Origin of the sequence: Nostoc sp. (genome assembly GCF_036919495.1) — a bacterium.
Classification (GTDB): Bacteria; Cyanobacteriota; Cyanobacteriia; order Cyanobacteriales; family Nostocaceae; genus Nostoc.
In genome coordinates this window covers 159,295-184,789 of record NZ_JBALBZ010000206.1, presented here as the reverse complement: position 1 = coordinate 184,789, position 25,495 = coordinate 159,295, and the positions used below count along the sequence as shown (strand labels likewise).

General features: G+C 42.4%; 22 protein-coding genes. 9 read left to right on the top strand and 13 right to left on the bottom strand.

From position 1 onward, the window contains the following. Nucleotides 1-64: 64 nt before the first annotated feature. The 3 genes from V7K25_RS29305 to V7K25_RS29295 all read left to right on the top strand — a co-directional run bounded on the left by V7K25_RS29305 (nt 65) and on the right by V7K25_RS29295 (nt 4,852). A complete protein-coding gene (locus V7K25_RS29305; protein ID WP_335163055.1) occupies nt 65-1,921 on the top strand; it encodes an NAD(P)H-quinone oxidoreductase subunit F in 1,857 nt (618 codons plus the stop codon). Between the two features lie 113 nt (nt 1,922-2,034). Continuing rightward, the gene (locus tag V7K25_RS29300) at nt 2,035-3,537 is read left to right on the top strand and encodes an NADH-quinone oxidoreductase subunit M (RefSeq protein ID WP_335163053.1); all 1,503 of its coding nucleotides are present in this window, start codon (nt 2,035-2,037) and stop codon (nt 3,535-3,537) included. 184 nt (nt 3,538-3,721) lie between these two features. Further along, complete coding sequence (locus V7K25_RS29295; RefSeq protein WP_335163051.1) at nt 3,722-4,852, top strand: CO2 hydration protein; 1,131 nt, start codon at nt 3,722-3,724, stop codon at nt 4,850-4,852. Nucleotides 4,853-4,859: 7 nt separating this feature from the next. Here V7K25_RS29295 and V7K25_RS29290 read toward each other — a convergent pair whose 3' ends face one another. The 7 genes from V7K25_RS29290 to petH all read right to left on the bottom strand — a co-directional run bounded on the left by V7K25_RS29290 (nt 4,860) and on the right by petH (nt 12,764). Beyond that, nucleotides 4,860-5,561, bottom strand: coding sequence for a Uma2 family endonuclease (locus V7K25_RS29290; RefSeq protein ID WP_335163049.1), 702 nt, complete (start codon nt 5,559-5,561; stop codon nt 4,860-4,862). An 80-nt stretch (nt 5,562-5,641) separates the two neighbouring features. Further along, nucleotides 5,642-6,580 carry a hypothetical protein gene (locus V7K25_RS29285; RefSeq protein ID WP_335163047.1) on the bottom strand — a complete coding sequence of 313 codons (939 nt, stop codon included), beginning with the start codon at nt 6,578-6,580 and terminating at the stop codon, nt 5,642-5,644. 3 nt (nt 6,581-6,583) lie between these two features. Continuing rightward, entirely contained in the window at nt 6,584-7,699 is a 1,116-nt protein-coding gene (locus V7K25_RS29280) for a DUF3696 domain-containing protein (protein ID WP_335163045.1), read from the bottom strand. Continuing rightward, nucleotides 7,696-8,814 carry a DUF262 domain-containing protein gene (locus V7K25_RS29275; protein WP_335163043.1) on the bottom strand — a complete coding sequence of 373 codons (1,119 nt, stop codon included), beginning with the start codon at nt 8,812-8,814 and terminating at the stop codon, nt 7,696-7,698. Before V7K25_RS29275 ends, V7K25_RS29280 begins: the two co-directional genes overlap by 4 nt. Before the next feature lie 226 nt (nt 8,815-9,040). Then, nucleotides 9,041-9,784 (bottom strand): Uma2 family endonuclease, encoded by a 744-nt coding sequence (locus V7K25_RS29270; protein ID WP_335163041.1) that lies wholly within the window; start codon nt 9,782-9,784, stop codon nt 9,041-9,043. Between the two features lie 141 nt (nt 9,785-9,925). After that, nucleotides 9,926-11,212 (bottom strand): homoserine dehydrogenase, encoded by a 1,287-nt coding sequence (locus tag V7K25_RS29265; protein ID WP_335163039.1) that lies wholly within the window; start codon nt 11,210-11,212, stop codon nt 9,926-9,928. A gap of 241 nt (nt 11,213-11,453) precedes the next feature. Further along, nucleotides 11,454-12,764, bottom strand: a complete 1,311-nt coding sequence (gene petH / locus V7K25_RS29260; protein WP_335163037.1) for a ferredoxin--NADP reductase — start codon at nt 12,762-12,764, stop codon at nt 11,454-11,456. Between the two features lie 1,200 nt (nt 12,765-13,964). On the opposite strand from petH, the gene V7K25_RS29255 reads away from it, so the two are divergent. The 3 genes from V7K25_RS29255 (at nt 13,965) to V7K25_RS29245 (ending at nt 18,396) form a co-directional block, all read left to right on the top strand. After that, nucleotides 13,965-14,969, top strand: coding sequence for a phosphoribulokinase (locus V7K25_RS29255; RefSeq protein ID WP_229460473.1), 1,005 nt, complete (start codon nt 13,965-13,967; stop codon nt 14,967-14,969). A gap of 419 nt (nt 14,970-15,388) precedes the next feature. Continuing rightward, nucleotides 15,389-16,663, top strand: coding sequence for a methionine adenosyltransferase (gene metK, locus V7K25_RS29250; protein ID WP_335163035.1), 1,275 nt, complete (start codon nt 15,389-15,391; stop codon nt 16,661-16,663). A gap of 563 nt (nt 16,664-17,226) precedes the next feature. Beyond that, nucleotides 17,227-18,396, top strand: coding sequence for a homocysteine biosynthesis protein (locus V7K25_RS29245; protein ID WP_335163033.1), 1,170 nt, complete (start codon nt 17,227-17,229; stop codon nt 18,394-18,396). Between the two features lie 61 nt (nt 18,397-18,457). Here the strand turns inward: V7K25_RS29245 and V7K25_RS29240 are convergent, their stop codons facing one another. Continuing rightward, the gene (locus V7K25_RS29240; RefSeq protein ID WP_335163031.1) at nt 18,458-19,483 is read right to left on the bottom strand and encodes a hypothetical protein; all 1,026 of its coding nucleotides are present in this window, start codon (nt 19,481-19,483) and stop codon (nt 18,458-18,460) included. Nucleotides 19,484-19,861: 378 nt separating this feature from the next. Here V7K25_RS29240 and V7K25_RS29235 point away from each other — a divergent pair, with 378 nt between their 5' ends. After that, complete coding sequence (locus V7K25_RS29235; protein ID WP_335163029.1) at nt 19,862-20,755, top strand: tetratricopeptide repeat protein; 894 nt, start codon at nt 19,862-19,864, stop codon at nt 20,753-20,755. Between the two features lie 96 nt (nt 20,756-20,851). Here the strand turns inward: V7K25_RS29235 and V7K25_RS29230 are convergent, their stop codons facing one another. The 3 genes from V7K25_RS29230 to V7K25_RS29220 form a co-directional block, all read right to left on the bottom strand. Further along, complete coding sequence (locus tag V7K25_RS29230) at nt 20,852-21,472, bottom strand: TMEM165/GDT1 family protein (RefSeq protein ID WP_335163027.1); 621 nt, start codon at nt 21,470-21,472, stop codon at nt 20,852-20,854. 312 nt (nt 21,473-21,784) lie between these two features. Next, nucleotides 21,785-22,237, bottom strand: a complete 453-nt coding sequence (locus V7K25_RS29225) for a DUF29 domain-containing protein (RefSeq protein ID WP_335163025.1) — start codon at nt 22,235-22,237, stop codon at nt 21,785-21,787. Between the two features lie 285 nt (nt 22,238-22,522). Further along, nucleotides 22,523-23,485 carry a protochlorophyllide reductase gene (locus tag V7K25_RS29220; protein WP_335163023.1) on the bottom strand — a complete coding sequence of 321 codons (963 nt, stop codon included), beginning with the start codon at nt 23,483-23,485 and terminating at the stop codon, nt 22,523-22,525. A 199-nt stretch (nt 23,486-23,684) separates the two neighbouring features. Here V7K25_RS29220 and V7K25_RS29215 point away from each other — a divergent pair, with 199 nt between their 5' ends. After that, a complete protein-coding gene (locus V7K25_RS29215) occupies nt 23,685-23,984 on the top strand; it encodes a type II toxin-antitoxin system HigB family toxin (protein ID WP_335163021.1) in 300 nt (99 codons plus the stop codon). After that, nucleotides 23,968-24,366: a helix-turn-helix domain-containing protein gene (locus tag V7K25_RS29210; RefSeq protein ID WP_335163019.1), complete on the top strand. Its 399-nt coding sequence runs from the start codon at nt 23,968-23,970 to the stop codon at nt 24,364-24,366. The genes V7K25_RS29215 and V7K25_RS29210 overlap by 17 nt, the downstream gene beginning before the upstream one ends. 129 nt (nt 24,367-24,495) lie before the next feature. Here the strand turns inward: V7K25_RS29210 and V7K25_RS29205 are convergent, their stop codons facing one another. Together V7K25_RS29205 and V7K25_RS29200 are read right to left on the bottom strand one after the other, a co-directional pair. After that, a complete protein-coding gene (locus V7K25_RS29205; protein ID WP_335163017.1) occupies nt 24,496-24,744 on the bottom strand; it encodes a hypothetical protein in 249 nt (82 codons plus the stop codon). Between the two features lie 94 nt (nt 24,745-24,838). Then, nucleotides 24,839-25,315: a hypothetical protein gene (locus tag V7K25_RS29200; RefSeq protein WP_335163015.1), complete on the bottom strand. Its 477-nt coding sequence runs from the start codon at nt 25,313-25,315 to the stop codon at nt 24,839-24,841. Nucleotides 25,316-25,495 lie beyond the last annotated feature (180 nt).

The window sequence follows — 25,495 nt, the reverse complement described above, 5'->3', positions numbered from 1 at the left end:
ATAAATAAAATAATAGTATAAAAGCTTTTTTAAAATCAAGGCTGAGTCGTCAAGGTGAATTTAAATGGATCAATATCTATTTTCAACAAGTTGGTTTGTGCCTTTATATAGCTTATTAGGTGCAATTTTGACATTGCCGTGGGGAATAGGAATAATTCGGCGAACCGGGCCAAGACCTGCGGCATACATAAACTTGTTGATGACAGTTTTGGCTTTTACCCATAGTCTGTTTGTATTTAACATTATCTGGGATAGAGAGCCAGAAAAGTTACTAGTGACGTGGTTTAAAGCTGCTGATTTAGACTTATCTTTTGCCTTGGAACTTTCGGCAGTCAGTATTGGGGCAACAGTTTTAATTACGGGGTTAAGCTTACTTGCACAAGTTTATGCTCTGGGTTACATGGAAAAAGATTGGTCGTTGGCACGTTTTTTTGGGCTGCTGGGATTTTTTGAAGCAGCCCTGAGTGCTTTAGCAATCAGTGATTCTTTGCTTTTCAGCTATGCCCTTTTGGAAGTACTAACGCTTTCGACTTACTTACTGGTGGGATTCTGGTATGCTCAACCGCTAGTAGTGACGGCAGCGCGGGATGCGTTTTTAACTAAACGGGTGGGAGACTTGTTGCTGCTGATGGGAGTGGTAACGCTTTCCACCTTAGCCGGTAGCTTGAACTTTTCGGATTTATATGAGTGGGCGCAAACGGCTAATTTAAGCCCAGTGACATCAACATTGCTGGGGTTGGCGTTAATTGCTGGGCCTGCTGGGAAATGCGCCCAATTTCCCCTGCATCTTTGGTTGGATGAAGCAATGGAAGGGCCCAACCCCGCCTCGGTAATGAGAAACTCACTAGTCGTAGCTGGTGGTGCTTATTTACTGTATAAACTACAACCATTGTTAGCTCTGTCGCCAGTTGCCTTAAATGTATTAGTAGTCATGGGAACGGTGACAGCGATTGGAGCAACATTAGTATCCATAGCTCAAATTGATATTAAGCGATCGCTATCTCATTCAACTAGTGCATACATGGGCTTAGTGTTTTTGGCAGTGGGGTTGCAGCAAGGAGGTGTAGCCTTGATGTTGCTGTTAACTCATGCGATCGCTAAAGCATTATTATTCATGAGTTCCGGTTCAGTAATTTTGACCACCCAAAGCCAAGACCTAACAGAAATGGGCGGTCTATGGTCAAGGATGCCAGCCACAACTACTGCCTTTGTTGTCGGTTCAGCCGGGATGGTAACACTGCTACCATTAGGAAGCTTTTGGGCAATGTTAGCATGGGCTGACGGTTTTGTGAATATTAGCCCTTGGGTAATTGGGGTTTTATTATTGGTCAATGGCTTAACAGCATTGAACTTAACCAGAGTATTCAGATTAGTATTTTGGGGTAAACCACAACAGAAGACCCGTCGCACCCCAGAAGTTGGTTGGCAGATGGCCTTACCAATGGTGATTCTCACAGTCTTCACTCTGCTTGTGCCTCTGATGCTACAGCAATGGTACTTGCTACCAGATTGGGAAAGTATTAATTGGTATGTAGCGTTAGCGTTGTTTACTTCTACCGTCGTTGGGGTAGGTGTAGGGGCTACAGTTCATCTACACAAAGCTTGGTCAAGATCCAGAATATTGGCGTGGAGATTTGTGCAGGACTTGTTAGGTTATGATTTTTATATTGACCGAGTTTATCGGGTAACGGTAGTGGGTGCAGTCGCACTGCTATCTAAAATATCTGCTTGGAGCGATCGCTATTTAGTCGATGGTCTAGTAAACTTGGTTGGCTTTGCGACAATTCTTGGCGGACAAACTTTAAAATACAGCATTTCTGGGCAATCTCAGGGCTATATGTTGACCATCTTAGCGGTCGTCAGCGTTCTGGGTTTATTCATCAGCTGGTCATCTGGTTTACTAGATAAATTACCTTTTTAAGCGAGTTAGGAGACGCGATTTATCGCGTCTGTACAGGAGTTAGAAGTTAAAAGTTTTTACTCTCCCCCTGCGCTCCCCCTGCTCCCCCTGCTCCCCTAACCTGAATTCCGTCTATGCTTAGTGTTTTAATTCTAGTGCTGTTAATCGGCGCAGCTTTAATTGGTTTCTCGCCGTCTGGCATCAATGGTAAATTTGCCCGTGGGGTGGCTTTAGTCTTTGCCAGTATCGCTTTCTTGTGGACAATCATACTAGCAATTCAGTTCCATCCAGGAGAAATTACTCAACAGTTTGCCGAGTCTGTCCCTTGGATAGATGTTTTAGGCTTGAACTATAACCTGGGAATAGATGGTTTATCTTTGCCACTACTGGTTTTGAATGGACTGTTAACTTGCATTGCCATCTACAGCAGCGATGAATCTCTTCAGCGTCCTAAATTTTATTACTGTTTAATACTACTATTAAGCGCTGGGGTAACTGGAGCTTTTCTGGCACAGGATTTACTGCTATTTTTCTTGTTTTACGAATTGGAACTAATCCCGCTATATCTGTTGATAGCCATTTGGGGTGGGGAAAAGCGGGGTTATGCTGCAACAAAATTTCTCATTTATACCGCAGTTTCGGGAATCTTGATTTTGGCAAGTTTCCTCGGCATGGTTTGGCTGAGTGGTTCCTCTAGCTTTGCACTAGCAACCTTGAACCCTACCACTCTACCTTTAGCTACACAGCTTTTACTGCTAGGGGGAATTTTGGTAGGTTTCGGGATTAAGATTCCCTTGGTTCCTTTCCATACTTGGTTACCAGATGCTCACGTTGAAGCTTCCACACCAATTTCTGTGCTATTGGCTGGAGTGTTGTTGAAGTTAGGAACTTATGGCTTACTGCGGTTTGGCATGAACTTGTTACCAGAAGCTTGGGCTTATGTGGCTCCTTGGTTAGCGACTTGGGCAGTAGTCAGTGTACTGTATGGTGCATCCTGCGCCATCGCCCAAACCGATATGAAAAAGATGGTGGCATACAGTTCTATTGGACACATGGGCTACGTACTTTTAGCTGTGGCGGCTTCCACACCATTAAGTGTGTTGGGTGCTGTTATGCAGATGATTAGTCACGGCTTGATTTCTGCCATGCTGTTTTTGCTGGTGGGGGTTGTGTATAAAAAAGCCGGAAGCCGGGATTTAGAAGTTCTCCAAGGACTGCTGAACCCAGAACGAGGTATGCCCGTAATTGGTAGCTTGATTGTTGTGGGAGTCATGGCCAGCGCTGGTATACCAGGAATGCTGGGGTTTATTTCCGAATTCATCATTTTTCGGGGTAGTTTTCCAGTTTTTCCAGTGCAAACGCTGCTATCAATGATTGGCACAGGCTTAACTGCGGTTTACTTCCTAATACTTCTCAACCGCGCCTTTTTTGGACGTTTGTCTGCACAAGTTACTAACTTACCACGAGTGTATTGGAGCGATCGCGCCCCTGCTGCGATTTTAGCTGTGCTGATTGTAATTTTCGGCATTCAACCTGGTTGGTTAGCACGCTGGACAGAACCAACAATTACAGCAATGGTGAATAGCCAAAACGTAGTAGTAGCAGTGTCCTTGGATAAAGTGGGGAATGGGGAGTAGGGAATGGGGAATGGGGATTAGGGATTGGTAACTAGGGACTAGGAACGGGAAAGAGTTTTCCCAATACCCAATGACGGCAGTTGCTCCACTTGGGGAGACCCCAAGACCGCACTGCCTCCCCAATGCCCAATGCCCAGTACCCAGTACCCAATCCCCAATCCCTAAAGTTTTTGGAGAGATAGCAATGGTAACTATTAAAAAGAAAGCAGTTCACAATCCCTTAGCTGAGTATATTCAACGTTTGCAAAAAGGAGACGCATTACTCCCCGATAGTCCAGAAAATGTCCTGGAAGTTGTTGGTATTCTTAAAAGCTATGGCGTAGTTTTAGATGCCTACTCAAAAAATCTTAACTATATTGCCGAGCATCAGTTTTTAATATTTTTCCCATTTTTTAAATACTTTAATGGAGAGGTTTCTTTTGAGAAATTACTCCGTCACTGGTGGCATGACCGAATTAATTTTGAATATGCCGAGTATTGCATGAAAGGCATGATGTGGCACGGTGGCGGTGGACTAGATACGTATTTAGATACAAATGAATTTAAAGAAAGAGCGCAAGCCGTTATCACCGCAAAGTTTAAAAATAATCCCTTAATTCTGGGTATTAACCAACTGTTTCCAGATTTTTTAACAGAACAATTGCGCGTTTCTGCTTACTACACCGGTTTAGGTCAATTCTGGCGAGTCATGGCTGATATGTTCCTCAACTTATCAGATCGCTACGATCGAGGCGAAATCAAATCGATTCCCCAAGTTGTAGAACACATTAAAGCACGGTTAGTGGCAAATGCATCAAACCCAATTACTTACACCGTCAAAATTCGGGGTGAAGTCTATGAAATCATTCCCAAAAGCGTTGGTTTGACCTTTTTAGCAGATACAGCAATACCTTATGTAGAAGCAGTATTTTTCCGGGGAACTCCTTTCCACGGTACAGTTTCATACAACGCCCAAGGATATCAAATTCCCCCAGATCAAACTCGATTTCAATATGGCGCATTGTATGCCGATCCTTTGCCCATAGGCGGTGCGGGTATTCCTCCCACCTTGTTGATGCAGGATATGCGTCATTATCTTCCAGAGTATTTGCACGAAATTTATCGTCGCAGTCTTCGGGGTGAAGATGATTTGCGGGTACAAATTTGCATGAGTTTCCAAAAATCGATGTTTTGCGTGACGACAGCAACGATTTTGGGACTGATGCCTTATCCTTTGGATACTAAAGATCCAAATGAGGAGAAAGATAATCGAGTTTATTTAGAGAAGTGGATGAGTCGGTTAGAAACTTCGCGGTTGCTGGATGTGAATAAATAGGTAAAGATTAGACTTCTGGTTCGATGCCTAAAGAGTGCAATTGAGCAGTTAAGCGATCGGCTCTTTCTTGACCAGTTAATAAAAAATTACCTTGCAAATCCCACCAGCGTAGCCAAGGTAATTCCATATTATAATATTGTCCCTGCCAAATCCCTAACTCAACCCCTAAAGGATGTATGGGATAATGTCCGCGTTCATTTGCGGTTAATAACTGATATTGTCCACCAATTAATTCATAAACTTCTACGCTGGCTTTATTCACTTCATAAATGCCGTAGAAGGGAGGACGAATCACCTGCTCATAAATCCAAAATTTCCCCTTCCAAGGAGTTTTATCTCGCTCCTCGCTACCATCGCCAGAAACAAATTCCAATGCAATCAATGGGGCAATAAATTCTCGCCATAATACATAAGACCTGCGCGTTTGTCCATTCAAAGTAGGTGGTACATTCCCTACATAAAACCAGTCTGGTGCTTCTGCGCCTTTTTCTGGGGGGTCAGTTATCCGCCAATAGATACCGCTATCTTGACCAATACAGTATTGCCCATCAGGATGACGTTTTTGCAATATCGGTTTAATCGAGTCTGTTAGTAGAATGCTTTGGGGATGTTCCTGAAAGTTTTTCACGAATGTACCATCAGACTCTGGTAGCTGCGTATGGTCTGGGAACGGGGTGAGGGCGGTGGATGGATCGGTTGCAGAGGTCATAAAACTACCTTTGCAGTAGTAAGGTTTGTTTTTTAGTTTAGCAAGCGTAGACGATCGCTTTTCATGATTAGGCTTTAAGATTATTGGATTTTTGGCCCGATGTACCCAATGATGATTTTGCCAAGCCCTAATTCTGTAGAAAAATGAAGCCGCCAAGCCCCTGCACCAGTCATTCTTAGGTGCAAACTGAATATACGATACACATCATCAGGACACTTAAAGGTTAGCTTATCCTCTAAACTTTGAAGCCTAGAGTCACTTTCTGGAGTAACTTTACTGGCAACAAGGTCTAAATCAAAATCTCCATCTCTCCAAGTCTTACAACAGTTTTCGAGTTCAAACAACTTTCTGACAATTTGTCGTAACATAGGGCTACCATTGCCAAGGCTTTGTATTTGTTGACCGACACTTTCACAAAAGCTGAGAGAGGGAAATAAATCTGTTTTACGTTGCCATAAATTGCAACCATCACGAACCCCTGTTTTCAGCCGTTCCTGTATCCAAAAAAGATTTTCCTTTACGTTCTTTATGGTACTAGCATGAGTAACTGTGACTGTATCTAAATTCAAATTATCATCTTCAAGCCAAGTATATTCCAGTGAAATGCTATTAAATTGCCATTTTTGATCTGAGTTTATGCTTAATGCTAACGATTCAAGTAGATACGCAATTCCCAAGCCTTCGCTTTTTTCTCCTTCATAGAGAAAATCTGAGAGTATATTTTTATTTTCAATATCTGAATCTTGAATATCTGTGAGATAAGGTGTCTTTGCTGCTGTCAGAATAAATCGTATATCGTCTCTATTTACAGTTTTATCTATTAACCAGTTAGATAACGAGTAATTATCTGCTAATACGGTATTGTAAAACTCATGATGAGTGCGAATTATTGGCTTAACACCTAGCTCTGCTGCTTCACGTGCGGTCAGAATTAATTCTGACATTCTTTGTTTAGCCATCTTAATATCATTAGCAACAGATCGCAAAGATAACTCATTCAATACCATTTCCAAGTCCATCTGCTACGCATCCCTTGGCTTAAGTAAAGTTATTAAATCTTTTTCCCATTCATCAAAAAATCCATCAGGCCAATAATCAATTCTGCCATTACGATCAATTTTTGGTGATATTACCTCTGTCAAAGCTTGTCCTTGTTTTTCTTGTTGCTGAAAGTAATGTAACTGGACATAATGTGGGGGAATCATACCGCCATGAACAGCAAGACGAATCCCGTTTAAAACATGATCGCTATGAGTTTCTATCACAACCTGAATATCACAACTAGCTGCTAGTGCTACTAATTCTCCCATTTTGGCTTGTCCTCTAGGATGAAGATGAGCCTCTGGGTTTTCAACTAGGATTAGTGTACGAGGAGGAGATGAAAGTATAGCTACAATAATTGATAAAGTGTAGGTAATTCCAAAACCAACGTTGGTTGCACGGTAACGATTACTATCTCCATAAAAATATTTAATAGTTACCAAACCCATCGCTGAGTTAGCTTCTATTTCTATACGTATACCAGGACTCACCTCTCTCATCCATGCTTCCACTTGATCTATCAGATTCATTGACTTTGCTTGTGGATAGCTGAGATTTGGTATAGGTATTGCTTCACGTCCATAAATATAGAGGAAATGCGCTGTATATTCTCCTCTAGTACCAATTTGTCTAAGTCTTCGGACTTGATAATCAGATATTTCATTAAATGAACGGGGGCCTATTCGTTCCGCTTGAAGGTAGTGAAAATATTTGCTAAAAATATATGATTTACGGATTTCAGATTCATTTGGTTCTGAAATTACATTTAAAACATCTTCTTCTTTCTTATCTGGGTTGTAATTAAAATCCCATATACCTTCATACTTTTCCCAGATAATCTCAAAGCTTATATGGTTATCTTTTGCACCCTCATAAAGGGCATCTTGTGCTGTACCAATACTGACTAATTCACCATTTAGTGCCAAGCCAATTTTTGGCAATAAATCCTGTTGATAAGATTGGCGTAGTAGTAGAAATGATTGAAGTACAGAAGATTTTCCAGTGCTGTTAAGTCCAGATATTAGTGTTAAAGGTCTAAATTCAAGCAACTGATTATCAAAACGTTTGAAGTTGATCAAGCGAAGAGAAGTAATCATGAAAGCAGTTCCTGAATTATTTTTTCTATAGTACTAAATCTATATTGTACTTTCTCAGTCGCCTGAGATATAGATTCTAAAAAATATTTATCGTTGTCTATATATGTCTTGAATAAATTGATTAATTTTTCTTTTCTATCTATCAAAACTTGGATTTGCTCATTACTCAATTTATTCAGAAGTACTGACCAAGATTCAAATAGAGCTTTATTTACAGGAAACTGTTTTTTCTGATAATTAGATATTTTACGAAATGCATCTTTACCAAAGATATTCTTGCTAGCTATCATTGTTCTTTTAAAACCATTTTCAATTTCATTTAACTCTATCTCCGAAAGTTTATTTGCTTTAGATAATGCTTTGGATAAAAAAGTATCTCGTTTGTCTATATATTCTTGGTAAGAAGTTAAACTAAAAGCTATAAACCCTAGTATAAATTCCCTATCATCCATACGCATTTTGCGATTATTACCAAGTTTAACCACTTGCTGAAATTCTGGAGATGCTGCAAGTTTAGTTAAAAACTTCGTTCCCTTACCAGGATTAAGAGCATGGCGTAATTCTTGAGGATATAAAGGAAGTCCTCCTGTATTAATGCGTTTAAAAATATTATATTTAATTTCTAGGGGTGTCCCTTTTTCGATCAAATATACTGTTAGTTGAGTTTCTTCAAGGCGACGTTGGTATCTGCGATCGATTTCATCGTAGGTTTTACCTTCTAGATTTGTAAGATATTCTAATCCAGATAGTTTGAGTTCTTTGTCGAGAATAAAGCGCCTTAGTGCAAATAGGCGCTGTAATCCATCGACTACTACCCATTTATCTTCATTAGTGGCATCTATATAAAGTGCTGGTATGGGAATACGGATAATAATAGATTCTATTAGCCTACTCTGAGCATCTTCTTTCCATATATTCGCATGACGTTGGAAATCAGGTGCTAAATCAAGTCCTTCTTCATTTATTCTTTTCAGCAATAACTCTATTGTAGGTTCTCTAGTTATAATATTAATTTTATCAGGATCATACAGGAAAGTAACTTCTTCCTCTTGATATTCCTCTTCTAAAGTTTCTTCATCAGCTAATTCTGGATTGTAGTTACTCAAATCCGTCACAGCGCTTACTCCTTAGTATTAACATTTGTTTGTTCACTCAGTTATTAGCAATGCTTGGTGTTACTACATCAGCAAATTGGACTTTTTAACTGGCGTATTTCAATCCTACTATTTCCCCAAATAATAGAGATGCGAAAGTTCGCGTCTCTACGTACCTAGTCTATTACTTGTTTACCTTCGCCAGGCAAATCCCAAATTGGCGCGATCGCACCCTTAAACCAAATACTTAAACTTCTGGTTCAACGCCGAGCGATCGCAATTGAGCAGTTAAGCGATCGGCTCTTTGTGTTTCCTGTTCAGCCCGTTGGGATTCTTGTTCAGCTCTTTCATCACCAGTCAATAACAAATTACCCTGCAAATCCCACCAACGCAACCAGGGCAATTCGGCGTTTTGATAAACTCCATGCCATAAGCCTAACTCAACTCCCAAGTGCGTAATCGGATAATGTCCGCGCTCATTTGCTGCTAATAACTGATATTGTCCACCAATTAGTTTATAAACTTCTACACTGGCTTTCTTCACTTCATAAATGCCATAATAAGCCGGATGAATTACTTGCTCATAAATCCAAAATTTGCCTTGCCAAGGGGTTTTATCTCGTTCTTCACTACCATCCCCAGAGACAAATTCCAAGGCAATCAAGGGGGCAATAAATTCTCGCCACAGTACATAAGACCTCCGCGTTTGTCCATCGAGCAAGGGCGGTACATTTCCTACATAAAACCAATCTGGTGCTTCTGCACCTCGTTCTGGCGGATCTGTCAAGCGCCAGTAAATACCTAAGTCCTGACCTATACAATATTCACCTTCAGGATGTAATTGTTTCAGGACAGGTGTAATCGAGTCAGTGAGTAAAATGCTTTGGGGATGCTCTTGCCAATTTTTCACGAAAGTACCATCTGACTCTGGTAGCTGCGTATGGTCGGGGAAATGAGTGAGGGCGCTGGATGGATCGATTGCAGAGGTCATAGGGCTGTCCTCGCGCTGGAGTGAAGTTTATTTTTTAGTTTAGCTTGCGTAGTTAACCAAGTTTTACTCACAGCTAAGAATCCTTTGGGGTAATTAAAAATTGGAGCAAAGCAAGTTGACAAGCTTCACTCCCGACTAATCTCAAAGTACACGCAGTAAGCTGGGAATACTTTCGATCGCTGACAAATCCCGAATTTCTGCCAAAGCTTGCCGAAAATTGCCTTCTGGCACATCATGGGTAACAACCACAATCTCTGCGAGTTCCCCTTGAAAGCCAGTTTGGACAATTGACTCTAAGCTAACGCCATAGTTACCAAAGCAAGTCCCCAATTTACCAATAACTCCCGGTTGGTCATTGGTGAGGAAACGGGCATAAAACCGAGTTATCAATTCTGCCATCGGTGCAATTTGGCAGTATTCCTGATGTCCACAAGTTAATAAGGGATTTGCAACTGCTGTATTGGTTTTGAGGACAGCAACTAAATTCAAAATATCTGATGTGACAGCACTGGCGGTTGCACCAGCACCAGCACCGGGGCCAAAAAACATTACTTGTCCGATGGGTTCTCCTTCGACAAGAATGGCATTGTAAACGCCGTTGATGCTAGCCAAAGGGTGGGCTTGGGGCACTAATGTAGGGTGAACTCTAAGAGATAGGGCAGATGAGGGAGTATCACGTTTAGCGATCGCTAACAATTTAATCACAAATCCCAATTTTTCGGCGTAGGCAATATCTGTTTTGCTGACTTGCCGAATCCCCTCAGTATAAACATCTTGTAAGTTGATGCGTCCACCAAAGCCTAATGATGCCAGGATAGCAATTTTATCTGCTGCGTCTAAGCCATCAACATCGGCTGTGGGGTCAGCCTCAGCATAACCCAAGCGCTGGGCATCAGCTAAGACATCGTTGAAGTTGCTGCCTTCTGTTTGCATCCGGGTCAGGATGTAGTTAGTTGTACCGTTCACGATACCAGTTATAGTATGAATACGGTTAACACTTAAAGACTGCTTTAGGGGTTGAATCACCGGAATCCCACCACCCACGGCGGCTTCTAGCATGACGTATACGCCGGTTTGATTGGCGGTTGTAAAAATTTCCGCTCCAAAGCGGGCGATCGCTGCTTTATTGGCGGTGACTACATGCTTACCATTACTCAAAGCTTTCAGGATTAGCGATCGCGCCGGCTCCAGTCCGCCCATCACCTCGACAACTATATCTACCGCCGGATCGTTGACAATTGATTCTAAATCTGTAGTTAATACTTCCGTAGACAATTCTACTGCACGGGGTTTATCTAGCGATCGCACTCCCACCCGATAGATTTCTATCTCTTGCAACAATGGGTGACGCCCAGCGCTATCTTGCAACAACTGCACTGTTCCCGTTCCCACGGTGCCTAATCCCAGTATTCCTAGTTTCACACCCATTTTGCACCCAATTTCACCAATAACAATTGTAGGTAGAGCGTTTGCCCTACCTACTGATTATCCTGCTTCCTTTGTCATTTGTCCTTCGCCCTTCGTCCTTTGTCTAAAACTAATGACTAATGACCCTTCGGGTGACGCTCGTGCCTCGCTAACGCCAGTTACTCATGGGGGAAATCCCCTTGGCGCTAGCCTCTCCCTTTGGGAGAAGACCGCACTGGCTCACCAATGACTAATGACTAATTTAGTATGTTTCTACGTGCCAGCGACCGGCTTTCTTGATTTCCTTCTGGTAAACACTCCAGGTTACGCCTTCCTTAGCAGCAGCAGCAGTTAAGGCTGCATCAATACCTTCTTCCATACCGCGCAAACCGCAGATGTAGGTGTGGGTTTTTTCATTTTTAATCAGCTGCCACAATTCATCAGCATGTTCTGCTACGCGGTCTTGAATATACATCCTACCGCCTTGGGGATTTTTCTGTTCGCGGCTGATAGCAGCAGTGAGGCGGAAGTTATCAGGATATTTTTGTTGAATTTCTTCCAGTTCTTCCTTATATAAGAGGTTTGGAGTTGTTGGTACGCCAAATATTAACCAAGAGAATCCTTTAAATTGGTATTCTGGGTTAGCTGCTCTTTCTGCATCTTTAAACTGACGCCACAGATAAGCCCGCATCGGCGCAATACCTGTTCCGGTTGCCATCATGATGACATTAGCATCAGGATCATTGGGTAACAACATTTCCTTACCCACAGGCCCGGTAATTTTTACCTCTTCCCCTGGCTTGAGGAAACACAGGTGTGTAGAGCAAACACCGTAGACTGTTTCGCTAGTTTCTGGGTGCTTGTACTCCAACTGGCGAACGCACAGTGATACTGTTTTATCATCGACATCATCGCCATGACGAGTCGAGGCGATGGAATATAGTCTAAGTTTTTCCGGCTTGCCGTTCTTGTCTAATCCTGGTGGAATAATCCCAATACTTTGACCTTCTATATACTTTAAATCACTGCCAGATAGGTCAAATTTAAGGTGTTGAACAATACCAATACCGTCTTCTTTGACTAGCGGTTCGTTAGATATTACCTTGCCAATAAACGGAGCATTGGGACGGTAAGTGTTAACAGGAACGTCACCGTGGTCTTTTTTGGCTTTCGCTTGAGTCATGGTGTTGCCTTTCTTGTCCTTGTTCTCTTCAGCACTATGAGCATTTACAGGTGTGGCTTTACCATTCCCTTCACTGTTAGCAGTTTTCTCAGATGTAGCTAACTCGCTGACTTCGCTTGTAGCATTCCCAAATGAGGCTTTACCATTAACTGGTTCTAAAGCAGTTACAGGTTGGATGCTAACAATTGTGCCGCCTAGACGAGTGATACGTCGCATTTCTTGATTCATCCGGTTGTAAGGCACTTTGATGAACACACTGCCACTTTTCCGAATTGGGTAGTTAGTTTGATCGGTTTCTTCGCTCTGACGCAAACCCACTACTTCATAAAGGAAGATGCGGCTACCTAATTCTATGTTGGCAGCACCCTCAACAGCACCTTGATTGTACATTCGTTCTACCACTCCGATAATTTACTTAACCGTTTTTCAAAAAAAAACTATTCCCCTACCTTGCCAGCTTTAGTTTAGCGGATTTTCGTTTCACAAAACTGGCCCTGAAGGAAAAACGGCATCATTAAATTAATGCCTTGCTAAGTACACTCACCAAAGACATGCAGGCATAGCAAAAAACACACCTGTTCACCTTCTAAGGTAAAGGATAAGTCTTGTGGAGAATGTTAATAATGAGTCAATTTAATCTTTTTTTCGTTAACTACCACCCTCATCAGGGAGATAGTTTTTTACCTGATTACCCAACGAGCAACTCAAAAGGACAGGTATTGTAAGAAGCCTGCTTTGATTACTGGAAGCTACTGCTCAGTTGACTTCCAAAAATTGTGGTTGCGCTTGCCTACTCCAAGAGTTTAAATCGGAAATGCCAATTCTAGAAGGTTTTCTTCCAATTGGTTTTACTTCTTTAAATCTACTCTCTAGGAATATTGTTAGCTATATTCATGACCTGTCTATGGATAATGACATGACTCTGACAATTCAAGCTACAAATATAACGATATAGAGAACCGCGATTTTAGCAACTGTAATCAGTTTCACTTGATGTGAAAAATCTGTCAACCTTTACCAGTACTTGGCCATAACGTCAACGCTTCTATCTGAGCATATTTATAAATTTACAGCCAAGAATTTGATTATTGCAAGTTCTTTGCTCATTCGTTGGATAGATTTTTGCTTTGAATATATTAAGTATTGTCGAGCAGGAATTACAATTTAGGAATATCAAAAAATTCGCGGCAATAATAAATTATACCTTATACTCTTGTTTATAGTCACAAGTGGCAGACTGATAAAGGCGCAACGCTGATGGGCAGTGCTGATCCCCATTTTTAAATTAACAACTAAATTAACAAAAAAATGATTGATGATCTACCCTAATTCTTCTTGACAGTAATATTGTATGGGATACCCCCTTCTGTTAAAATCAAATATACCACTAGGATTAAATACTTACCGGCACCAAAATTCAGGCTAGTCCGACGAGTAGCAACTTAATTACTTTTGTTGCTTGCTTGCTTGGTGTCTTATAGATGTGCTAGGTAGCAAGAACGCAGGATAAACCAAAGGGGTAAACTCCTGGCTTCAGAATCTGCTGTGTGAAAAAATATTGAGACAATTTTAGTATTTTAGAGGAGATTTATGACAAATAAGCCGGAACGCGTGGTACTGATTGGAGTAGCCGGAGACTCTGGGTGTGGGAAATCTACGTTTTTGCGTCGTTTGATAGATTTGTTTGGTGAAGATTTAATGACAGTCATTTGCTTGGATGACTATCATTCCCTAGATCGCAAACAGCGTAAAGAAACGGGGATAACGGCACTAGACCCTAGAGCAAACAATTTTGACCTGATGTATGAGCAAATTAAAGCGCTCAAAAGTGGTCAAGCGATTGATAAGCCGATTTATAACCACGAAACTGGCTTGATTGATCCGCCAGAGCGGATAGAGCCGAATCACATTATAGTTGTTGAAGGGCTGCATCCTTTATATGATGAGCGGGTGCGATCGCTAATCGACTTCAGTGTTTATTTTGACATTAGCGATGAAGTCAAGATTGCCTGGAAAATCCAGCGAGATATGGCTGAACGTGGCCATCGCTACGAAGATGTCTTAGCGCAAATCAATTCCCGCAAACCTGACTTTGATAAGTTTATCGAACCACAAAGAGAATTTGCTGATGTGGTTCTGCAAGTATTACCGACGAACTTGATCAAAAACGACACGGAGCGCAGAGTCTTGCGAGTACGTATGCTCCAGCGCGAAGGTAAGGAAGGCTTTGACCCAACCTACCTATTTGATGAAGGGTCAACAATTAATTGGACTCCTTGTGGACGCAAGCTGACCTGTTCCTACCCTGGTATGCAACTGTACTATGGTTCAGATGTTTACTATGGCCGCTATGTCTCAGTACTAGAGGTCGATGGTCAATTTGACAATTTGGAAGAAGTAATTTATATCGAAACCCATCTCAGCAATACATCCACTAAATATCAGGGTGAATTGACTCACTTGTTACTCCAGCACCGCGAGTATCCAGGTTCCAATAATGGTACTGGTTTCTTCCAAGTGCTTACAGGTTTAAAAATGCGTGCTGCCTATGAGCGCTTAACAGCTACGGAAGCAAAGTTAGCAGTTCAAGTTTAAAAGCAGCAGTGTTTTTGTCAAAGTTTGTGGGGGCGCTTCTGAGTGTCCCCTTTTTTTTGTGTTATTAAATACTTTTAACTACAAAATAATTAGCATAAATTGATCTTCTTTACAGATACTTACCTGATAGCTAGTGGTTTTTATCGATATTAATAAGATACTAACTACTGAAGTATAAATATTGTTATGATTTCATAAATTAATGTGAGTTCGACTGCTTATATGGTGTTCACCTAACGAGCCGAATCAAAAGACCTTTAAGAGGTTTTACTACCCAAAACCATGTCTCTCTGAGTCAGAGAGGGGCAGGCTTGAACTAAAGTTCAAGTTAGGATTCATCTAACTCACGTTAAATTAGGTAGTTGAACTAAATATTACATTTAGTTCAGCCAAAACGCTCAAGTCAGGAGGAATTTCCTTTGTCTCGTCGATATCTATTTACCTCGGAGTCAGTCACCGAAGGTCATCCAGATAAAATCTGCGATCAGATTTCTGATACCATTTTGGATGCCCTACTGACACAAGACCCCAGCAGCCGTGTCGCAGCTGAAGTAGTAGTTAATACTGGTTTGGTGCTAATCACTGGTGAAATAACCACCAAAGCCAATGTGAATTTCGTCAATATCGCCCGTCAGAAAATTGCCGAGATTGGCTATACCAATGCCGATAATGGGTTTTCTGCTAACAGCACCAGCGTTCTGCTGGCTTTAGACGAACAGTCACCCGATATTGCCCAAGGCGTTAACACCGCCCAAGAAACCCGCGAACAAGATAGTGATGAACAATTTGACAAAATTGGTGCGGGCGATCAAGGTATAATGTTCGGTTTTGCCAGTAACGAAACACCAGAACTGATGCCCTTACCCATCAGTCTTGCTCACCGCATTGCTCGCCGATTGGCAGCAGTCCGCAAAACAGGTGAATTGTCATATCTGCGTCCTGACGGTAAAACCCAAGTAACTGTGGTCTACGAAGATGGACGCCCAGTAGGGATTGATACTATTCTAATTTCCACCCAGCATACAGCCAGTATTGGGGAAATCACGGATGAGGCGGCTGTACAAGCCAAAATTAAACAAGACCTCTGGTCAGCAGTGGTGGAACCTGTTTTTGGTGACATTGAAATTAAGCCTAATCAGGAAACACGTTTTTTAGTTAACCCCACTGGCAAATTTGTCGTTGGTGGCCCTCAGGGAGACTCTGGTCTGACAGGACGGAAAATAATTGTTGACACCTACGGTGGTTATTCACGGCATGGTGGCGGCGCTTTTTCTGGCAAAGATCCCACTAAGGTAGACCGCTCTGCTGCTTATGCTGCTCGTTATGTGGCGAAAAATATTGTCGCTGCTGGGTTGGCAGAAAAAGTTGAAATTCAGCTATCCTATGCCATTGGCGTAGCGCGACCAACAAGCATTCTGGTTGATACCTTTGGCACCGGTAAAGTGGATGAAGAAACCTTGCTGGAATTAATCAATCAGCACTTTGAACTCCGTCCAGCGGGGATAATTCATGCCTTCAACTTACGTAACCTACCAAGTGAACGAGGCGGACGTTTTTATCAGGACGTCGCGGCTTACGGTCATTTTGGGCGGGCTGATTTAGACTTACCTTGGGAACAGACTGATAAAGCTGAATTGTTGAAGCAAGCAGCAAACGAATCACTTTCGGCAGTAGTTGCTCAGGCACTAACTTAGACTTATACCCTACTGCAAAAATTTAGCATATTTATTTGAGGGTCTTGGCAAGTTGTTAAGTTGCCTATGCCCTCATTTTTTTGTAGACACAAGAATATTAACTAGTTGGCTTATAATGCGTACAAAAGCTAGAAATGTTTCTTTCGGTTGACGTAAAATCATTTTTGCCAAGCTGTACTAAGCTGATGAGCATTTAAGTTGCATAACACCAGGGCTGAAGCCCTTACTACAAGCGAATCAGTCTGGAAAAATGAATGACGATTAGCTTAGTCAATCCTAACCATACATACATTTGATTGATAATGCAAGACTTTCTTTATAGTAATTTTACGTAGGCATAAAAAATATTTTGGACATAGCTAGTGTGCAAGTCCGAAAAAATATATGATTTGGACTTCGCAATACTTGAATTGTTTTTTTGGGCATTTTAACCCTATCTGGGGTGTTAAGCTGTCGCGCAGAGATTGGCGACAACTATTTTGAAAAGAAATTATGCAAGAGTCGGTGATTTATCAAGATATCCTTCAAAAAGGAAGACAGCAAAAAGCGCTAGCACTGATAAGATGCGAACAATTGCAGAAATTAACGAGAAAATCAGCCGTCAACGTGCGGTAGTGTTGACAACTGAAGAATTAAAAGCACGAGTTGTAGAAATCGGTGTTACTAAAGCAGCTAAAGAAGTTGATGTAATTACCACTGGCACATTTGAGCCGATGGAATCAAGTGGTGCAATTATCAATCTCGGACACACTGACCCCCCGATAAAAATTCGTCGGTGCTGGTTAGATGGCGTTCCAGCATACTCTGGTTTTGGGGCAGTAGATTTATATTTGGGTGCAAGTTCTGCTGTAGAGACGATGGACGGGGAAGAAGTCAGAGAACGTGGCGGGGGTCATGTAATTGAAGATTTGATCGCTGGTAAACCTATACACGTAAAAGCGCAAGGACAAGTAACAGATTGTTATCCCAGAGCAGCTTTTGAAACTACAATTACCAATGAAACGATTAATCAGTTTTATTTATTCAATCCGCGCAATCTTTATCAAAATTTTATTGTTGGTGTAAATGGTGGCGATCGCCCCCTCTTCACCTATCTCGGCCCTTTACAACCGCGTTTAGGGAATGCCGTTTACTCTAACCCCGGTGCTATTTCCCCCTTACTCAACGATCCCGATTTACAACTCGTTGGTATAGGTACTCGAATTTTTTTAGGCGGTGGTATTGGCTATGTCGCTTGGGAAGGCACTCAGCACTTTCCTTTACAAAAGCGTTTAGCTAATCGTACACCGATTGGGCCTTCCGCCACTTTAGCTTTAATTGGTGATGCCAAGCAAATGGATGCTCACTGGGTGCGGGGATGTTACTTCAAAAGTTATGGCCCTTCATTGATGTTAGGCGTTGGTGTACCACTACCTGTGTTAAATGAACAAGTAGTTGAACACTGCGCCGTCCAAGATCAAGACTTAGTAGCCCCAATAGTGGATTTTTCCATTCCCCGGCGCGTCCGTCCCACCTTTGGTTTAGTGAGTTACGCCCAACTCAAATCTGGGAGGATCACCATTGAGGGCAAAGCTATACGCTCTGCCCCCTTAGCGAGTTTGTTTTTTTCTAGGCAAGTCGCCCTAGAGTTGAAAAAGTGGATCGAAGCAGGTACGTTTACCCTGACAGAACCAGTTTCCCCAATTCCGATGGAGCGATCTTTTCTACCCCAAGACCGGCGGACGGATTTTTAAGGGGATGAGGGGGAGTTTATTTACTTCCCCTGCTCCCTCATCTCCCCTTACTCCCCATAGCTTATTCTTGAGTTGGTTTCGGTCGCTTGATGGGCTTAGGAGCGGGCGTTTTAGGTATAGGTTTTGACACCACAGAGGTGTCGCCGCCTGCGCCTGTTTTCTTGATAGGACGTGGGGTTTCGCCACTACTGCGTCTGGGGGGGAATGGTTTTCTCCCACCAGCACCACCGCCACCGCCAGCACGAGGTCCACCCTTGAATGGTGGTTTGCGTTTTTTGGGCAAGTCAGCGATCGCCTCAGCTTTTTCTACTATCAAAACGTCAGCTTCTCGCTTGGCTTGGAAGTCCCAAAACTTTCCTACTGCTTTAGTAGTCAGCACACCCCTCAATTTCAACTTAAAATACTTGGGTTTCTCAGTTGGTTTGCGTGCAGCCTGCCTAATTTTGACTACCAAGCTCTTAGCGTCAAAAGATTGGTATACTACCTCACCACGAACAGAAAAACCACCATCTGTAACTTCTGATGAGGGAATTACGGGAATTGTACTTAGTTCAGAGTTTTCGGATAAGCCATTATCGGGTGTCTGTAATTGCAACTCCAAGTCTGACTCGTCTTCATCTGTTGAGTTTTTTGCCAGATTTTCTGGTTCCCAAACTCCGACGATTTGGATGTGCAAGGTGTCATTCTCTTGTCTTGTCCGTGGATATACTACCCACAAGTGTTCTTTTTCTAAGTCTAGATGATTCTTGACTAAGCTCATAATTCGCCCTAGGAGGACGGCATTGAGTTCTACACCATCTGTGGTTAGCAGCGTACCTTGAGTAAATTGTTCGCTGCTAGCATGATAGCGACCCCTAACTAACCCGATCGCTCGATATTGCATCGGCTCACTAGGAGGCGGAATCGGTTGCTGTCGATTGATTAAGTTCCCATTTGAGTCAGTCTCAATGGGGTTAACAGGCGGATTTTCAGGTTTAGAGGACTTGGCTGCTATATGAACATTAGCGGCTGCCCCTATGTTAGTTGGGCCCTGGTTAGAGGCAGAAGAATTGGAAGATTCAGGCAACGGCATCAGGTCGGAATTCATAAAAACTCCTTGCGGCGGAGACACATCCCATTGTGGGATTTTACAAAGGCAGCTGAAAAGAGCATTTGTGCGACTGATGAAAGTATATTTGCTTTTCACAAAGTCACACTAGGGTACTCTATACAATACTAAAGGCGCTAAATTGAGTGTATAAACACTAAATGTGTAATTTAGCGCCTTTACACTAGTTTCGGAAGCATATCATAGCTACAATTCTGACGGCTCCTCCTAAAGTCATCACTTACTTTAGCAGTGTAAATAGTTAATTGTTATAAAATTCACAGGCAATTGGCGGTATTCCGCAAAGTTTTGGAAATTTTTAACTTTACGATTTGTGTAAATGATAATGTCATTAAAATTTAGGAGAAAGACAAAACTGTGTCTCAACCGCGCAATCGTTGGATAGTTCAAATCGTCTTGGCGGTGGCAATTCTTGCTTTTGTGGGTGTTTCGGTGATTCCCATAATTGGAGCATTTAATAATACGCCACCCTCAAACCAGAATGCCGCTAGTACCAGAGGCAGTTTGACCTCTGCTGACCAAAAATCAAAACTGGAAGACGAAGTACGGGGTTATGAACTGGTTTTGCAAAGGGAACCAGAAAATCAGACTGCGCTTAAAGGCTTATTACAGGCGCGGCTACAATTACTGAGTCAAAAAGAAAAAAGTGAGGTTAAACCAGCTGATATCCAAGTCGTCATTGAACCTTTAGAAAAGCTAGCCAAGCTGAATCCCGAACAGTCAGAATATTCAGTGCTACTGGCTCAAGCCAAACAACAAATTGGCGATCGCGAAGGAGCCGCTCAAGCTTATCGCTCGATTTTGGAGACTAAACCAGGCGATTTGAAGGCTTTGCAAGGAATGGTGGCTCTGTTAATCAGTCAGCAACGCCCGGAAGCAGCCATTGGTTTGCTGCAAGAAACCCTCTCTAAGGCAGCCCAAGCAAATACAATTCAGCCAGGAAGTGTAGATACAGTAGCCGTACAGGTGCTGTTAGGTTCTGTTCATGCTTCCCAGAAACGCTACGATCAAGCTAGCTCTGTATATGACCAAGCAATTAAGAAAGATCCCAAGGATTTTCGCCCCGTTGTCGCCAAAGCGATGCTATTGAAACAACAGGGCAAAGACGCAGATGCAAAACTTTTATTTGATAGCGCCGCAGCTTTAGCACCTGCTCAGTACAAAGATGAAATCAAGAACGCAGCAACGGTTTCCCCCATTCCTAATGGTGCTGCATCTCCCGCGCCTTCATTGAAAAGTACTCCGAAGTAATGGGCATTGGGCATGGGAAAGAGGCAGAGGGGCAGGGTGCGGGGGGCAGAGGAGAAAACTCTCCTCCCTTTCTCCCTGCTCCCTTGCTTCTTCCCCTCACGCTCCCTCAATGGCAGCAACGACACCAAAGACTAGAAACAGGCATCCACCAATCAGGGTGAGTTGACGCTCAGAAATGCGTCCGGCAATCATTTTGCCGCCGATAACTGCGATCGCAGCACAAATGGCATGTCCTAGAATTGCACCTATTGTGACTCCAATGGGATTATTACCAGCGGCTAGGGCAAAGGTGGCAATTTGGGTGCGATCGCCCCACTCTGCCATAAATGTCAACACAAAGGCTTCTATAATAATTGCCAAGGAAGTTTTTTGCTTTGGCAACTGCAAATCTGCTTTTTTTACCGCAGCCTCGGCCTCTTCTACAACTTCTGTATCACAAGTAGCAGAAGACATCTTACTAGCGTCATATAACAGCTTGATACCAAAGGCAATAAATAAAGCTATTTCGGCGTAATGAATATAACTTTTTGGTAAAAAAGATATCGCTTGTCCAAATAGCACCGAAAGGATTGTCATCGCGGCTAAAGCGGCACTCACACCTATAAATACCAGCCGCCGTGGGTGGTGCATTGCCAAAATCACAGCAATAAAAAATGTTTTATCGCCTAGTTCTGAAACTGTAATTAGTAATAAAGCTGCGGTAAAAGCAGTTAACACTCTCTCAAGCTCCTGAAAAATCGTTTACCGATGTGAAGCTTGATGAGAACCAAAAGACCTCACCAAGTTTACACATTTTCGGTGTGAACTTAGTGAAGGTCTCGCTTTCAAATATTGATTACTTGCCATCTGAACCAGGCTCATCGCCAGTATGTTGATTCAGATGTACTGGCTTTTATGTTTTTTGCCAGCAGCTACTCCCCTTCTATGCGCCTTTAATTATACATCTATTACAGGTAGAAGTCAAGAGTAGGAAATAGAAAGGTGTAACTGTAGAGAGAACGAAGCGACACATACAGCCCGATCGAGTGCTTATTCAGGTAAAAACTCATCGTCTGTAACTTCTGGTAGCTGATATGGACACACCAGAGGAAAGGATTCCACTAATAAACCAGTTTCAGCTTTTGCTTGCTTAACCGCTTGTGGATAACATTCCCCAAAGACGCTCTCAAGATAGGATTTGAGACTAGGCGAATCATCTAGAGCTTCTTTAACACGTCTACGATGTTCAATGATGCTTCCTTCCCAGCTACCACTTCTCTTTTCTGGCTGAAATTGCCATTTGAGCAAATGCACCAGAATTACAATCAGATTACTCTTGAGGCTCCGACGCTCACTCCTTCCCATGTCGGAAATTTCTTCGATGAGGTTTTCCCAGTCCACGTTCACGTAGTCGTGACTTTGCAATTTTTCCACAGTCGTTTCTATCCATTGCAAGTAATCCGTGTCATATAGCGTTTGGGAATGCGCCTTTAAGGAAGACATGGCAGTTTCCATCGGAAATGGTTAGATAATTTCTCGCATATCTTTACGATTAACATCGGTGCGTTAACAGAGTGTAACGCACCTTAAGGACTCTAGGAATTGGGAGGCATTAATTTTGTCAGAGGTGTGTCTCGCGTTCTAGTATGTAAATTTTGCGATGTTCTGTTGACTCATCAGCATTTAGTGGAACGGTGAACCAAAACCTTCTCCAACGCTGCATTTTACCCTCACCTCACCTTTAGAGGTCATTATCAAGTAAAAATCAAATTATTGCATTCTGTTTGTTCATGCTAGTCCAACCAACTTGGCGCTTAGTTCCCACATGCGATCGCCTTTTTCATCATCGCGGGCTTGAGGAGAGACTTTTTGAACAAAGGATTTGCCATCTTTCTTCTGACGATTTCCCCAACTCCAATAAGCACCAGATTGATTGTACTCAGGATCGGTAACTACCTCAGCAACCCGTTCTCCTGCCAACTCTTGAGACACATATCCCCCAGTGATGTACTTCTGAAATAATGGGAAGATTTTCTGAAATAGGGGATAGTGGTTTCTAAATAGCGGTGTTTCTGCGACACATCCTGGATAGAGAGAACTGAAGGCGATACCGGTTGACTCGTGATAGCGCCGATGCAGTTCGCGCATAGTCAGCACGTTGCAAACCTTGCTGTCTTTGTAAGCTTTGACGGGTTCAAACTTCTTGCCGTCAATCATCGAGATTGGCTCTTTAAATCCTTCTGCAAAGCCTTGCAAATCGCCCAAGTCAGGACGCGGCGGAATCTTCCCACCCAGTTCATCTGGATTGTGGGTAACAGTTCCCAAAATTACGAGCCTTGGCTCTGAAGATGATTTCTTTAGATCCTCAAGCATTAGGTTGCACAAGAGGAAATGTCCCAGGTGATTTGTGGTGACAGTTAACTCGTAACCTTCTGGACTGCGTAAAGGCTCCTTTATTAAGGGCATATAAATTGCAGCATTGCACACCAAAGCGTCTAGGGAGTTACCGCTTGCTCGGAAGTTCTTCACAAATTGTCGAACACTTTCCAAAGAACCAAGATCGATATGCATGATGGTGTAGCTACCCTGATGCGGGATTCCCACAGATTGGGCTGCCAGTTGAGCCTTCGCTACATCCCTACAAGCCATCACTACATACCATCCCCTTTCTGCAAGAGCCTTGGCAGCGTACAAACCGACCCCTGAAGAAGCACCTGTGATTATAACCGTTGGCTTGTGATGTTGTTCCATTATGTTCAGCCTCCATTGACTGTCTCTAGGATCTCACACCAGTGAGCCATCATTGTCACCAGCTTTTTCAATACTGGATTAGGCTGAACTAACCTGCACTCCAAATAATAACTACTCTTGACTTTTTACTCTCATTTTGAGAGGGTTTAAAAGTAATTAATTCTTCATTGAAAATATATGACAAAAAAGTTAGAAACAAATGCATCTAATTGCAATTCGCAACCTTCGTACTGATACCGCTCAGTATCCCGATGTCAATCTGCTTCTTGACAACTGGTATGCAACTGTGAAAAAAACGGAATGGCAGAACTTAGAGGACGTTCGTAAGATTTACAAGGATGCTGAAGCAGTTGGAAACTTTACTGTTTTCAATGTCAAGGGTAATGATTATCGCCTAATTGTCGGTATTGATTATGAAGACCAGGTAGTTTATTACAAATACTTTCTTACACATACTGAATACGATAAAGGCAAATGGAAAAATGACTTTTACCTTTGACGAAACTGCTTATCGCAATCTGATAGCTGAAGTTGCTCCCAAGGTAATTGAGACGGAAGACGAATATGAACGTCTGTTGACAGTGGTAGAGCGTCTAACCTTTGCGAAAAATCGCACTCCAGAGGAGCGAGTTTTACATAAATTGCTGGTGAAGCTGATTGAAGTATATGAAGCACAGAACTACCCGATGGATTTATCTGTGCCTCATGAGATACTTCAACACATCATGCAAGCAAGTGGAACCCGTCAAGCTGACTTGGTAGGCGTTATTGGATCGAGCGGTGTGGTGTCTGAGGTTGTTAATGGTAAGCGTTCGATTAGCAAGGCACAAGCCAAAATGCTTGGTGATTACTTCAAGGTTTCACCTAGCCTATTTATCTAAGCCTCAATCTTGAGTAGGGGCATTTTTTGGTACTGTAATTGTAGTTTGTGGAAGTGTGCCTCATAAATAACCCAACTTTGTATCTTAAGAGAAGTGGTCAACTATTATACCAATAAATACTTTAGTTAATCAAATTTCAGGATCTTCAATTGTAGCTTCAGATGCTTGATCCGCGTATTCTATCCAAGATGAAAGTAGCCAAGAAGGTAATTGGTCATGACGCTTGATAGCTATACGAGCCTTGGCATATGGCATATGTGGCTGCAAAACAGTGCGTACTAGCAAACTATTCAGGTTAACCTGTACTGGTGCAACCGCATCAGGCGCACGAGTAATATCTTCGCGAGTTTGAAGATAAAGGGGTACTAGATAATGCATTTTCCCGTAGTACCAATATGAAAAATGTAAATTTCGATTGATAGACCATTGTATTGCTCCAGCGATTGCACACATTTGAGCGACCCTTGGAGTACTAGCAAGAAACGGAATGCGCTCTGGGATCAGTGAGGATGTGATCGTGCATCATCACGATTTCTGCTCCCGGTTGAACCTGCGGCTGTTCTGGAATTTTTGGGGGAACAGGTAATTCAGGAGCAGATATTTGAGATCCAGAAGTTACCAAGTACCACGGTGCCTGATTCGCCCTGTTTTTGTTTTGCTCGAAAACCAAATATATGGGAGTACCATACCTTGTTTGCAAATGACCTGCTGTTAGATATAGCTGGTTAGTACTATGGGTAAAGCAACCTTGCTCGATACTCCATGAAATATGAGCCGAAAGGTAATATTTCAAAACAAAGTTATCTTTACCCCAAGCCTCATTCAGGGCACTAGTTGCAATGTTCTGGAGCAACTCATCACGGATGAAAGTAAAACGCCCGAATCGTGCTACCACGGCGTTAGTGTATGGATCTCCTAACTGTTCAATTAATGTGTTGTGATCAAACATCAAATTTATATTCAACTAAGCTAGCTAAACTTAGTTTTCCCTCCCAAGACATAAAATAACGTGTCTTCAGTACTGACTATGGTAATTATTAGCTTTTCACGTCTCAAAGTCTTTCCTATGAAGATTTTAGTTGTCTTTGATGTCCAATTGATATAGAATATCGCTTGTAAACTATTGGTT